This is a genomic window from Kitasatospora sp. NPDC056181 (genome assembly GCF_042266225.1).
GTDB lineage: Bacteria > Actinomycetota > Actinomycetes > Streptomycetales > Streptomycetaceae > Kitasatospora.
Genome location: NZ_JBHJUK010000196.1, coordinates 1 through 12,823 on the forward strand (window position 1 = coordinate 1; position 12,823 = coordinate 12,823).

General features: G+C 74.9%; 14 protein-coding genes. 13 read left to right on the forward strand and 1 reads right to left on the reverse strand.

Translation table 11 applies throughout. The features are described from left to right. Window positions 1–157 (forward strand): amidohydrolase family protein (locus ACFC1F_RS39385; RefSeq protein ID WP_376166044.1); only part of this gene is annotated, 157 nt, incomplete at its 5' end. Window positions 158–166: 9 nt separating this feature from the next. On the opposite strand, the gene ACFC1F_RS39390 is transcribed toward ACFC1F_RS39385, so the two are convergent. Then, window positions 167–2,203 carry an FUSC family protein gene (locus ACFC1F_RS39390; RefSeq protein ID WP_376166024.1) on the reverse strand — a complete coding sequence of 679 codons (2,037 nt, stop codon included), beginning with the start codon at window positions 2,201–2,203 and terminating at the stop codon, window positions 167–169. A 114-nt stretch (window positions 2,204–2,317) separates the two neighbouring features. Between ACFC1F_RS39390 and ACFC1F_RS39395 the strand changes: the two genes are divergently transcribed. The 12 genes from ACFC1F_RS39395 to ACFC1F_RS39450 form a co-directional block, all read left to right on the forward strand. Continuing rightward, a complete protein-coding gene (locus ACFC1F_RS39395; protein ID WP_376166026.1) occupies window positions 2,318–2,581 on the forward strand; it encodes a hypothetical protein in 264 nt (87 codons plus the stop codon). Between the two features lie 226 nt (window positions 2,582–2,807). After that, window positions 2,808–5,147, forward strand: coding sequence for a nitrate- and nitrite sensing domain-containing protein (locus tag ACFC1F_RS39400; protein WP_376166027.1), 2,340 nt, complete (start codon window positions 2,808–2,810; stop codon window positions 5,145–5,147). Beyond that, window positions 5,144–5,557: a roadblock/LC7 domain-containing protein gene (locus tag ACFC1F_RS39405; protein WP_209417407.1), complete on the forward strand. Its 414-nt coding sequence runs from the start codon at window positions 5,144–5,146 to the stop codon at window positions 5,555–5,557. The genes ACFC1F_RS39400 and ACFC1F_RS39405 overlap by 4 nt, the downstream gene beginning before the upstream one ends. Window positions 5,558–5,600: 43 nt before the next feature. Then, on the forward strand, window positions 5,601–6,791 hold the full coding sequence (locus ACFC1F_RS39410) for an ABC transporter substrate-binding protein (protein WP_376166029.1): 1,191 nt from the start codon (window positions 5,601–5,603) through the stop codon (window positions 6,789–6,791). Between the two features lie 23 nt (window positions 6,792–6,814). Further along, window positions 6,815–7,684 (forward strand): branched-chain amino acid ABC transporter permease, encoded by an 870-nt coding sequence (locus tag ACFC1F_RS39415; RefSeq protein WP_376166031.1) that lies wholly within the window; start codon window positions 6,815–6,817, stop codon window positions 7,682–7,684. A gap of 245 nt (window positions 7,685–7,929) precedes the next feature. Continuing rightward, window positions 7,930–8,925 carry a branched-chain amino acid ABC transporter permease gene (locus tag ACFC1F_RS39420; protein ID WP_376166033.1) on the forward strand — a complete coding sequence of 332 codons (996 nt, stop codon included), beginning with the start codon at window positions 7,930–7,932 and terminating at the stop codon, window positions 8,923–8,925. After that, window positions 8,922–9,665 (forward strand): ABC transporter ATP-binding protein, encoded by a 744-nt coding sequence (locus ACFC1F_RS39425; RefSeq protein ID WP_376166035.1) that lies wholly within the window; start codon window positions 8,922–8,924, stop codon window positions 9,663–9,665. The genes ACFC1F_RS39420 and ACFC1F_RS39425 overlap by 4 nt, the downstream gene beginning before the upstream one ends. Window positions 9,666–9,670: 5 nt before the next feature. Next, window positions 9,671–10,390, forward strand: a complete 720-nt coding sequence (locus ACFC1F_RS39430; protein ID WP_376166037.1) for an ABC transporter ATP-binding protein — start codon at window positions 9,671–9,673, stop codon at window positions 10,388–10,390. Beyond that, window positions 10,390–11,181 (forward strand): class I SAM-dependent methyltransferase, encoded by a 792-nt coding sequence (locus ACFC1F_RS39435; RefSeq protein ID WP_376166039.1) that lies wholly within the window; start codon window positions 10,390–10,392, stop codon window positions 11,179–11,181. Before ACFC1F_RS39430 ends, ACFC1F_RS39435 begins: the two co-directional genes overlap by 1 nt. 126 nt (window positions 11,182–11,307) lie before the next feature. Beyond that, entirely contained in the window at window positions 11,308–11,973 is a 666-nt protein-coding gene (locus tag ACFC1F_RS39440; RefSeq protein WP_376166041.1) for a class I SAM-dependent methyltransferase, read from the forward strand. Further along, on the forward strand, window positions 11,970–12,347 hold the full coding sequence (locus ACFC1F_RS39445) for a sulfurtransferase TusA family protein (protein ID WP_376166042.1): 378 nt from the start codon (window positions 11,970–11,972) through the stop codon (window positions 12,345–12,347). Before ACFC1F_RS39440 ends, ACFC1F_RS39445 begins: the two co-directional genes overlap by 4 nt. A gap of 357 nt (window positions 12,348–12,704) precedes the next feature. Then, the coding region (locus ACFC1F_RS39450; RefSeq protein WP_376166046.1) for a cold-shock protein at window positions 12,705–12,823 on the forward strand (119 nt) is incomplete at its 3' end.

Below are 12,823 nucleotides of genomic sequence, written 5' to 3' on the forward strand. Positions count from 1 at the left end.
CCGGCTGCTCGGCCTGGCCGACACCGTCGGCTCGCTGGAACCCGGCAAGAACGCCGACCTCGTCGTCGTCGACTCCGCCGGCTACGACCTGGTCGCCGTGATGCGCCGCGGCGAGTGGATCCTCGGCGGCGAGAGGTTCGACCGCGTCCGGCGCTGAGCCGCGCCCTCAGCCGGCCGCGCCGGCCATCGCCCGCTGCCGATCCTGGATGCCGTGGAGCTCCGCGACGATGTCGCCGAGCGTGCGGCAGTCCGGCGGGACGGCGTCCACCTCGGGCCGGGCCGGCACCGGACCGGACCGGCCGTCGAGCGCGTCCGCCACCTCGCCGACCGCGGCGACCAGCTGGCCGACCGCCACCGCGCCGGGCGGCTCGCAGCCGTGCGCAAGGCGGACGGCGCAGGCGGTCGCGGCGTCGGCGATCCGCTCGGCGCGCACGGCCACCTTCAGCCACTCCTCGCCCGGATCCGCGAGCAGCTCCATCCGCACGGTCTCCGCCGACACCCGGGCCTGCGCGAGCGAGCGGTACGCCCGGCGGCGCAGCCGGTCGCGCCGGCCCGCCTCGGCGCCGGGTCCGGCCTCCGGGCCCGGCGGCCGGGTCAGGACGTCGTGGAGGTAGTGCTGCGTGTGGCGCAGGGCCTCCGCGCACCGGTGGCCGACCCGGGCACGGGTGTCGACCAGTCGCGGCAGGTGGCCGACCACCAGGACCACCGCGCAGGCGAGCGCCGTGTCCGCCAGCCGGGAGGCCGCGGCCTGGGTGTCACCGCCGAGCGAGACGAAGGCGAGGACGGTGAGCGTGACCACCCCGGTCTGCAGCGCGAAATGCCGCAGGGACGGCGCGATGAGCGCCCCGCAGACGGCGACCACCAGCACCGGCAGGCCGGGAACGGCGCCGGCCGCCGCGCTCCCGGTACCGGCGAAGAGGAGGACGCCCGCCGCCGTCCCCGCGAAGCGGTTGACGACCCGCGAGAAGAGCGGGCCGTAGTCGGGCTTGACCAGGAAGGCCGCCGTGGCGGGCAGCCAGTACCAGTGGCCGGCGTGGAGCAGGAGGGCGAGCGCCGTGGTGACCGCCACGCACGCGCCGACCCGCAGCCCGCACTCGCGCCCCGTCGGCCCCGCGGGGTGGATGCCCCGGCGGGGGCGGACGGGCACCGGCCGCACGCGCCGGGAAGCGGCCGGGGGCCCGGCGACATGACCGTGCCCGACGCCCTGCCCGGATCCAGGCTCGGCACCGTGCCCGGAACCGGGCCCAGCGCCTCGCGAGGGGTGGCCCTCCGGGCGGTGGTCGAAGGCGAGCCCGGCGGCCAGCACCGCACGGTCGAAGGCGCTGCGGGCGGGGCTCTCGGGCAGTGGGACGGGCAGCCGGCCCGGCTGGGTGTCGCCCCGGACGGCCTCGGCGAGACGGCGCGGACCGGCCAGCGCCCTGGCCGGCAGCGCCTCGCCCTCCCAGAGCAGGGCCACGCTCGCCTCGCAGAGCGCCGCGGCCGCGGCGAAGCGCTCGTCCAGCCGGAGCTCGTCGGGGCGGCGCCGGCCGGGGCGACGCAGCAGCCGCTGGAGGCGCAGCGCCTCGTCGGCCCGGTCGAGCGCGACCGTGAGCCCCCGCCGTGCGCGCTCGGCCCCGGGCGTTCCGGCTGCCCGCAAGGCCTCGGCCAGGGCGTCGAACACCCCGGCCACGGCCTGCCGCTCGCCGTGCAGCGGGCGGAACTGCGTCGCCGGGCGCACCGCGAGGCGCAGCACCATGAACCAGGCGCCGCCGAGCAGGTACCAGCCCGCCCTCACCCAGGCGGGGCCCGCCATCGGCATTCCGCAGCCGAGGGCGGTCAGGACCAGCAGCTGTACGCCCGCCGCCGAGCAGACCGGCCCGGTGACGCTGACGGCGCCGCAGACCACACCCACCACCGCGAGCAGCGGTACCGCCCACCAACCCGGCGCCTGGCCGATCAGCAGGCCGGCGGCTCCGGCCAGGGCAGGCAGTCCGATCAGCGTCGCCGCCGAACGCGCGGTGCCGGGGCGGTCGTTGATGCCGCCGAACATCGCGGCGAGCCCGGCGAGGACACCGGCCTGCGGCTGCCCGGCCACCACGGCGAGCGCGAGCAACGGCCCCATGCCGAGGGCGCCGCGCAGCACACCTCCCCAGGGGAACGGCCCGGGCTGCCGCCGCAGCGGGTGGAGCAGCCAGTCCGGCGGTCTGTTCTCTGGGCGGTGCACGTTCCCCCTCGGTCCTCGTGACGCTGTTCTTCCTCCGAACCGTAGGCGCTCTGCCTTTCCGGGCCGATTCCTGTAGGTAACGCTCCCGTTTCGTCCATCGATCCGAAGCCTGGCATGCGCCTCCTTCGGCCGGAGGAGGCGCCGCCGGCCGTGCCGCTCGGACTCCTCGGCACGGCGCCCGCGCAGAGCGCACTCTTCCCGGCACCCGGCGGGACGACGATGGCGGGCGCCACGGCGCTGCTCGACGCGAAGGGCGCTACGGGCACTACGGGTGCGACGACCCGGCCCCGCCGCGACGCGCTTCCGGCCGACGTGGTGGGTGCGAACCACCGGCCGTGGGCATACGAAGGCAAGGGATTCGAGGAGGGGTCTTTTTAACGCTCCGTCAGTTGGCTAGGCTTCCGCAGGTTTCGAAGACATGATCGACCGATGCCACTATGATCGGCGCGGCATCGTGTCAGGTACGCGCTCACGGGGCGACTCCCCAGCGGCCGACGCAGCATCACCCCTCCTCGCACGTCCTTCCGATCGACATCCAAGGCGCCATGACTGCTCACCAGCAAGGCCTGATCAACCCTCCGCCCGTGGCCGGAGGACCGGCCCGGTGACGATCACCCGCAAACTCGCCGTACTCGCCACGGTGCCGCTGCTCGCGGTGGTGGCCTTCGCGGCGCTCGCGCTGCGCATCACCGCCGGACAGGTGTTCGGGGCCGCGCAGCTGCGGTCGATGGTGGCCATCAGCGCCCAGGTCGGCGACCTGACGCACCAGCTCCAGAGGGAACGCACCTGCGCCGCAGCGCTGTTGACCGGCGAGGCGAATCCCGACCGGACCAACGCCTACCTGGCGCAGATGCAGGCCACCGACGCAAGCATCGCGCAGTACCGTCAGCTGCGGGGGCGCATGCATGCGGCCCGCGGCAACTCCGGCAGCCTCCTCCGCCAGGTGGACGACGACCTGGCGGGCCTGCCCGCGCTCCGCAAGCAGGTGGAGTCGAGCCCGGGTACCGTCCTATCGGCGACCACCTTCCACTACCGGATCATCATCGCCGACCTACTGGCCTACCGGGGCTCCGTCGCCGGGGCCGGGCGCGCCGGGGCCGATCTCGCAGGCCGGATCAACAGCGGGGTGACCCTGGCCCGGGCCCAGGAATCGGTGAGCCAGCAGGAGGTCGCGGTCCTCGCCTCGCAGGCCTCCGGCGTCCTCACCCCTGCCGCGCAACAGGCGATCACCGCCACCCGGACCGGATACACCGAGGCCGTCCTCGAGTTCCAGCGGATCGCCACCCCGGAGTGGCAGACCTGGCTGGACCGGTCGCTGACCGGTCCCGGCATCATCGCGGCGGGCCGGCTGGAGGACGCCGTCGCCCGCGCCACGCCGGGTCGGCCGCTACCGGTGGACGCGAGTTGGACGACGGTGATGGACGAGCGGACCGACCGGCTCCAGCAGGTCGAGCAGAAGGTCGACGCCTCGGTGCTCGTCAGCGTCACCGACTTCCGCAACACGCAACGCAAATGGGCCCTGAGCGAGGGCCTGGCGGTCCTGCTCGCGGTGGTCTCGGTGATCGTCCTCGCCCTCCGGCTGGGCCGGCCGATGATCCGGGAACTGCGTCGGCTGCGCGCCGCCGCGCACGCGGTCGCGCACGAGCGCCTCCCGGCGGCCGTCGCGGCACTGTCGACGGGCGGCGCACTCGGCGAGGCCACGCCGGAGGAGTTCGCCGCCGCGGCGGGCGACGCGGTCGAGGTCCGCGGCCGCGACGAGATCGCCGCGGTCGGCGCCGCCTTCAACACCGTCAGCCGCGAAGCCGTGCGGATCGCCGCCGAGCAGGCGGCCATGCGCGACCGGATGGGCACCGTCTTCGTCGGCCTGGCCCGCCGGGCCGAGCGGCTGACCGGCGCACTGGTCCAGGCACTCGACGCCGCCGAGCGTGACGAGCCCGACCCGGAACGGCTGGCCCGGCTCTTCGAACTCGACCACCTGGCCAGCAGGATGCGCCGCAACAACCACAGCCTGCTCGTCCTCGGTGGCGAGGCGACGGCCCGGGTGCGGTCGACGGACGCCCCGATCGAGGACGTCCTCCGGGCGGCGGCGGCCCAGACCGAGCGCTACACCCGGATCGACGTCGGGACCACGGACCAGGGCATCCTGGTCGAGGGCCGGGCGGTGGACCACCTGGTCCACCTCTTCGCCGAGCTGCTCGACAACGCCACCGCCTTCTCCAAGCCCGGAACCCGGGTGACCGCCGAGGCCCGGCTGCTGACCGACCGGCTCGTGGTCCAGGTCTGCGACCGGGGCATCGGCCTGGGCGAGGACCGCTGGGACTCCGCCAACGAGAAGCTGGCCACACCCCCTCCGGTCGAGATCGCCGCCGTCCGCGCGATGGGGCTGACCGTGGTCGGCCACCTGGCGTCCTGGTACGGAATCCGGGTCGAACTGCGCCCGCGTCCGGGCGGCGGCACCATCGCCGAAGTCACCCTGCCGGACACGGTGTTCGGCACGGCCGGGGAAGCCGACCCGGCCCCCGACCCCGCGACCGTCCAGGCCCCGACTCCCGACCCCGCGCCCGTCCAGGCCCCGGTCCCCACCGCGGTGCCGGAACCGGCCCCGGCCCCGGTCCCGCCGGCGGCGCCGGAACCGCCACCCGCCACCGCACCGGCACCGCCCGCGTCGGAGTCGACGACCGCCGGCACCACCGGAAGCGGCCTGCCCAGGCGCAGGCGCCCCGCGGCCGCCACCACCGAGCCCGCCCCCGTCCACGCGACGACCCCGGGCGCCTCCGACTCCCCGCCGCCCGCCGCCCAGCCCTCGCACGGGCTGGCACACCGCGACCCCGGACAGGTGTCGGCCGCCATGGCCGCCTACGCCCGCGGCATCGGCGCCAGCCGCGCCGGACGGGGCGCCCCCAAGCCGCTTCTCTCCGATCCGAACCAGAAGGAAGACGCATGACCTCCCCCTCGACGCACGATCTCGACTGGCTGCTGAACGACTTCGCGGCCCGGGTACCGGAGATCACCCACGCGGTGGCGGTCTCCGCCGACGGGCTGCTGATCGCCGCCACCAAGGACGTCGACGCGGAGCACGCCGACCAGCTCGCCGCGATCGCGTCGGGGCTGGTCAGCCTGCTGGCCGGCGCCGGACGGCTGCTGAAGGCGGAACCGGTGATCAGCAACCTCACCGAACTGCAGGGCGGCTTCCTGTTCTCCATGGCGGTCAGCAGCGGCGCCTCGCTGCTGGTCCTGGCCTCGAAGGTCTGCGACATCGGCCAGGTCTCCTTCGAGATGGCCGAGCTGATCAACCAGGTCGGCCCGCAGCTCACCCCCGCGGCCCGCGCCAAACTGCTCGACACGCTCTCCTGACCACCATCAGTTCCGGCCTCTCACGCCTACTCCGGGAGCACACATGTCACCGATCCGCAGAAGCCGCACGGCGGGAGCCCTCCTCACCGCCCTGCTACTCGCCAGCGGCTGCACCAGCGGCCACGGCGGCGGCGCGGCCGACGGCGGTCCGGGCACGGTGAAGATCGGCCTGCTGGCGTCGCTGTCCGGGACGTACAAGGCCGTCGGAACCGATCTGCGGGACGGCTTCCAGCTCTATCTGGACACCCACGGCGGCAGGCTCGGCGGGCACCCGGTCGACCTGGTGATCGCCGACGAGGGCGACGGTGCGCCGACCGCGCTCCCCGCCGCCACCAAGCTGGTCAAGCAGGACAAGGTCCTCGCCGTCACCGGTGTGGTCGGCGCGGGCTCGGTCGCCGCGATCTCCCCGTTGCTCACCGAGACCGGGATCCCCCTGGTGAGCTCCAACGGCCGCCCCGCCGTCAAGGAGGTCAGCCGGCAGTGGAGCACCAGCTTCATGTCCGACGAGCCGGGAGCCGCCATCGCCCAGTACGTGCACGACGTCGTCAACGGTCCGGTCTACGCGATCGGGCCCGACTACCAGGGCGGCTGGGACGAACTGCGCGGCTTCACCGACGCGTTCGCCAAGGCCGGCGGCCAGCTCGCCGGCCCCGACGGCAAGGCGACCTTCACGCCGTTCCCCGGCACCACCGACTTCACCCCCTACCTCAACAAGATCAAGAACTCCAAGGCCAAGGCGGTGTACTGCTTCTACGCCGGCAGCGCAGCGGTCGACTTCGTCAAGCAGTACGCCCAGTCCGATCTGGCCGGCACCCCGTTGTACGCCGCCGGTTTCCTCACCGAGGGCGGCGTGCTGACCGCCCAGGGCGATGCCGCCAAGGGGATCCGCTCGGTGCTCAACTACGCCCCGGACCTGGACAACGCGGCCAACCGGGCGTTCGTCTCGGCCTGGCAGTCCAAGCACCAGTCCCCGCCCACCACGTACGCGATGGCCTCCTACGACGCCGCCTCCGTGCTCGACAAGGCGATCGGCGCGGCGGGGGACAAGGTCGACCCGAAGACGCTGAACACCGCGATCGCCGGCCTCGGCCAGATCGACAGCCCCCGCGGCACCTGGCAGTTCGGCAGCAACACCCACTCGCCGGTGCAGAAGTGGTACCTGCGCGAGGTCAGGAGCGACGGCCGCGCCCTGTCCAACCAGATGGTCCAGGACCTCGCCACCATCGGGAACTGACCGGGTTCCGGAGAGGGGGGCCGATGGGCCTGATCGACGCACATCTGGTGCCCGCGGTGGACGGCGTGGCCTACGGGCTGCTGCTGTACGTCGCGGCGGCCGGGCTCACGCTGGCGTTCGGGGCCGGGGACGTCCTCAATCTCGCCCACGGCGCCCTCTACGCCGTCGGCGCGTACACCGCCGCCGCACTGTCGGACGGCTCGTGGCGCGGGATGCTGCTCGCGCTGGCCGCCGGCACCGCGGCGGCCGGCGCCGGCGGCGGGCTGCTCGCCGTGCTCACCGCACCGGTCCGCCGGCGCGGCCATCTCGCCCAGGCACTGCTCACCTTCGGTGTGGCGCTGGTCGGCGCCGATCTGCTCAGCACGGCCGCCGGGCCCGACGACCTCCCGGTCACCCTGCCGGCGGCCCTCGACGGCAGCGCCGACCTCGGCGGGCACCGCTACCCCGTCTACCGGCTGGCCTTCATCCTGGTGGCGGCGCTGATGGCGGCCACCGGGCAGCTCCTGCTCCGCCGCACCAGGGCCGGCGCGCTGCTCCGGGCCACGGTGGACGACCCCGCGATGGTCGCGGGCCTGGGCACCGACCCCCGCCTGGTCCACACCGCCGTGCTGGCGGGCGCCGGGGCCCTCGCGGGCCTCGCGGGCGTCCTCGGCGCCCCCATCATCGGCCCGGGCCCGCGCACGGCCGACACCGTCCTGCTGCTCTCGCTCATCGTGGTGGTGCTGGGCGGCCTGGGTTCGGTCCTGGGCGCTCTGGTGGCTGCCGTGGCAGTGGGCGAGGTCCAGACCCTCGGCGTCGACCTGGTCCCGGACCTCGCCCCCTACCTCCTGTTCACGGCGATGGCCGCAGCCCTGGTCCTGCGCCGCGGCAGCACCGCCGGAGCGCGCGGATGACCGGGATCCGGGCGGTCGCGCGGGGGATCGTCCGGTCGGTCCGGTCGGCTGCGACGCCGTCGGACGGCGGCGCGCGCACCGCGCGGCCCGCATTCGGCCGGGCGGTGCGCGCGTGGCGTCCGCCGGACCGGTGGGGGCGCCTGCTCGGGCCCCGCCCGCACCCGGACGATCCGGGCGAGGGTCCGGCGGGGACGGCCGGGGCGCGTCCCGGGGGCGGCGCCCGGCCCCCGGGCCGAGGGTCCGCCGTGCGTCCCGCAGGATGGGCGCTGCTGCTGACCCTGCTCGCGCTGTTCGGCGTTCCGGCGGTGGTCGACGAGTCGACGCTCGTCCTGCTCACCCCGATACCCGCGCTCGGCCTGGCCGCCGTCGGCATCACCGTGCTCACCGGCCGGGCCGGGCTGCCCACGCTCGGCCAGGCCGCGCCGTACGCGGTCGGCGCCTACACCACCGCCCTGCTGGGCCGCGCGGGCGTCGACGTCGGGCCGCTGCAGCTCGCCGCCGCCGTGTCGGCCGCGGCACTCTTCGCCCTGCTGACCGGGCCGGTCGTGGCCCGGGCCCGAGGCGTGACGGTACTGATGATCACACTGGCCCTCGGAGAGCTGACCGCCACCGCGGCGTCCCGCTGGAGCTCGGTCACCGGCGGCACCGACGGTCTGGCCGGCATACCGCCGGTGCGCGCGCTCTGGGGTACGGCACCACTGACCGACGACCAGGACGTCTACCGGTACGCGGTCGTCGTCGCCGCCTGCGCGATCACGGCGACGGCCGCGGCGCTGCGCTCGCCACTCGGACTCCTGCTCGCCGGGTGCCGCGACGACGAGGCGCGGATGCGGGCCAGCGGCCACCCGGTCACCCGCGTGTTCCTCGGTGCCCAGGTCTGGGCCGCCGCCCTGGCGGGAGCGGGCGGCCAGCTGCTCGTGACCGCCCAGCGGTACGTCTCCCCCGCCGACGTCGGCTTCACCACGTCCTCGCTGTGCCTGCTCGCGGCCGTCCTCGGCGGTGTGGCGTCACCGGTCGGCGCCCTCGCCGGCACCGCGCTGGTACTGATCACCCGGGACCAGCTCGCCGCCCATTGGCCGGGACACGGCCCGCTGCTGCTCGGCACCCTGTTCATCGCCTCCGTGTACCTGCTCCCCCGCGGGCTCGCGGGCGTCCGACTCCGCCGGCTCCCCCGCGGCTCCCTGACGGATCCTGCCTCCCGTGCCCCGGCCCGGCCCGTATCCCCGGAGGTCGGCCCGTGAACGCCCTGCTCGGCATCTCGGGGGTGACCCGCCGTTACGGCGCGCTGGTCGCCGTCGACCGGCTCGACCTGACGGTCGCACCCGGGGCGCGCCACGCCGTGATCGGGCCCAACGGCGCCGGAAAGTCCACCCTGCTCGGCCTGGTCGCGGGCACGGTCGTACCGTCGGCCGGCCGGATCCTGCTCGACGGGCGGGACATCACCGGCACCGACCCGGCCCGCCGGTCCCGCCTCGGCATCGCCCGCACCTTCCAACAGCCCGCCGTACTCGGCAGCCTGAGCGCCCTGGACAACGTGGCCCTCGCGGCCTGGCGGCACACCGGACTGCGCGGGCTCTGGCGTCCCCGCCGCTACCGTGAACTCGGACGCCGCTGCCACGAACAGCTCGACCAGGTCGGCATCGCGCACCTGGCCTCCCGCACCGCCTGCCACCTGTCCCACGGCCAGCAGCGGCTGGTGGAGATCGCGGCCGCCCTCGCCACCCGGCCCCGGGTCCTGCTGCTGGACGAGCCGGCCGCCGGCCTGGCCGACGAGGACACCGACCGGCTGCTCACGGTCCTGCGCCAAGTGTCCACCGAGGTCGCCGTGCTGCTGATCGACCACGACCTCGCCTTCGTCAACGCCCTGGCCGACCGCGTCACCGTCCTGCACGAGGGCCGGTCGATCGCCGAGGGCACTCCGGAGCAGGTCGGCGCCGACCCCGCCGTCCGGGAGGCCTACCTCGACCCCCGGTCCGGGTGAGCGGGATGCTCGAAACACACTCCCTGCGGACCGGTTACCACGGGGGCACCGTCCTGCACGGCATCGATCTGACGGCCGAACGGTCCTCCGTGCACGCCGTACTCGGGCCCAACGGCGCCGGGAAGACGACCCTGCTGCACGCGCTGGCCGGCCTGCTCCCGGTGGGCTCGGGCCGGATCGAGCTCTCCGGGACCGACGTCACCCGCCTCCCCGCCCACCGCCGTGCTCGGGCCGGCATCGGCCTGGTCCCGCAGGGGCGCCGGGTCTTCGCGTCCCTGACCGTGGCCGAGCACCTCAAGGTGGCACACCGGCGGCGGCCGACCGCCTGGTCACCGGCCAGGGTCCTCGACCTGCTCCCCCGGCTCGGCGAGCGGCTGAACCAGCGCGCCGACCGCCTCTCCGGCGGCGAGCAGCAGATGCTCGCCATCGCCCGCACCCTGCTCACCGGGCCCCACGTCCTGCTGCTCGACGAACCCACCGAGGGCCTGGGCCCCGGCGTCGCGGCCGATGTCCTCACCCTGGCAGGGCGGTTGGCCGCCGACGGGCTGGCCGTCGTCCTCGCCTCCCCGCGTCCGGCCCAGGTGCTTCCCATCGCCGGCCGGGTCACGGTCCTCGCCGCCGGCCGGATCACGGCCGCACTGGACGGCGCCGCCGCGCGTCAGGACCCGGCCCGCATCCTCGCCGCCGTCGCCCCGCCCCGCCCGACACCACAGGAGTTGCCCTGATGCCGACCGACACGCACTACGCCTTCGACAACCGGGCCGACGAGGCCGTGGACCAGCTGCAGGTGCTGGAGTCCTGCCTCGACCCGATCACCGCCTCCCACCTGGAGCGCCTCGGAGTCCCGGTCGGCGCCCACTGCTGGGAGGTCGGGGCCGGCGCCGGGTCGATCGCGCGGCTGCTCGCCCGACTGGTCGGCCCCACCGGCTCCGTGACCGCCACCGATCTCGACCCGACGCGACTGGCCGGGTCCACCGGGAACCTCGTCGTCCGTCGCCACGACGTCCGGCACGAGCAGCCGCCCGGCGGCCCCTTCGACCTGGTCCACGCCCGCCTGCTCCTCCTCCACCTGCCCGAACGCCGCGAGGTGCTCGCCACCCTGGCCGGTGCCCTGCGGCCCGGCGGCCTCCTGCTCATCGAGGAGTTCGACCGCAGCCCGCTCTCCGTCCTCACCCCGGTCGATCCGTCCGAACGCGAGCTCTTCTCCCGGGTCATCGACACCGTCCTCGCCGTCCTGGGCGACCGGGGTGCCGACCTGGACTGGGGACGCCAGGTGCACGGCGCGATGACGGACCTCGGTCTGACCGACGTCCACACCACCGTCCGGGCCGAGAGCTGGTCCCACGACGGCGGGGCCCGCCTCCACGACATCAACTCCCGCCAGCTCCAGGAACCCCTGCTCGCCGCCGGCATCACGCTCGACGAGCTGACCCGCTTCCGCGCGCTGGTCCGCAGGCCCGGCTTCGAGGCACTCTCCTACTCCCTGGTCTCGACCTCGGCCCGGCGGCCGGCGTGAGGTGACCGGTGGTGGAGGCGGCGGGCGGCCGCCGCACCGGGGCCGGTCGCACCGGTCGGCCGTCGTGGACCTAGGCTGACCTGCACGGATCCCCGCACGCGGCGGGGCGGCGGAGAGGGCGTCAGCATGCCGGAGCACGAGGACGGGCCGGCCGGGACCCAACGCCGGCACTGGCAGCAGACCTACCGCGAACACCCCGGCATGTACGGGCCCGGGCCGTCCGAGCCGGCCGTCCACGCCGCCGCGGCCTTCCGGTCCGCGGGTGCCCGCGAGGTGCTGGAGCTGGGGGCCGGGCACGGCCGCGACGCGCTGTTCTTCGCCCGCGAGGGCTTCACCGTGCTGGCCACGGACTTCAGCCCGGTCGGCCTGGCACAGCTGCGCGAGGCCGCCGACGCCCAGGGCGTGGCCGGGGCCGTCACCACGGCGGTGCACGACGTGCGCGAGCCGCTGCCGCTCCCGGACGCCTCGGTGGACGCGGTGTTCGCGCACATGCTGCTCTGCATGGCCCTGTCCACCGCGGAGATCCACGCCCTGGTCCGCGAGGTGCGCCGGGTCCTGCGGCCGGGCGGGGTCTTCGTCTACACCGTCCGGCACACCGGCGACGCGCACTACGGCGCCGGCACCGGGCACGGGGACGACATCTGGGAACACGGCGGCTTCGCCGTCCACTTCTTCCCCCGTGTCCTGGTCGACGCCCTCGCCGAGGGCTGGGAGCCGGCCGAGGTCCACCCCTTCGAGGAGGGCGGCCTCCCCCGCCGCCTGTGGCGCGTCACCCAGACGGTGCCCCGGTGAGCGCCGCCCCGCCCCGGGCCGACCTGGTGGTCGACGGCACCGGCCTGCTCTGCGTCCAACTGCTGCTGCGGCTGCGCACGCACATCGCCGACGCCCCGGCGGGCACGGTGGTGCACATCGTGACCACCGATCCTGCGGCGCCGCTGGACCTGCCCGCCTGGTGCCACCTGACCGGCCACCACTACCTCGGCCCCGTTCCCGCTCACCAGGGCCACCCCGCCGAACCGGGAGCTCCGGGTGGCCCCGAAGAGCCCGGTAACCACGGTGACCACGGTGACTCCGGACACACGGCGGCGGAGGTGTACGCGCTCCGGCTGGCAGAGGCCGCCACGCCCACCCGTCCGGACCGCCCCTGGCACCCGCAGGCCCGCTGACCGCACGGCCCGCCCGTGCCCTCGCCGTACCCGGCACGGTCGGCACGAGCACCGGCACGGCCATCGGCACCGACACCGACACCGACACCGACACCGGCGGCAGCCCGGGGCCGATCATGCGCCCCGGCGGTGTTCAGGACCGAAGTTTTCGCGTTCGGGGCCGAAGTTTCCGCCAAAACGGGTCCGGGCCTGCTACAGTCGATTTAGTTGCAGTTGTGGTTCCCATGAACTTTGTGTGCGCCTGCTGATGTTCTGCAGGCGCATTTTTGTTTCCCGGTTTTTCCGGGCGGGTTCTCGCGGCGACTCGAAGTCCGCACAGTGCGGACTTCGGACAGCCTTTGAAGGAGACTGTTTTTTATGGCTAATGGCACCGTGAAGTGGTTCAACGCGGAAAAGGGCTTCGGCTTCATCGAGCAGGAGGGTGGCGGCCCGGACGTCTTCGCCCACTACTCGAACATCAACGCCCAGGGCTTCCG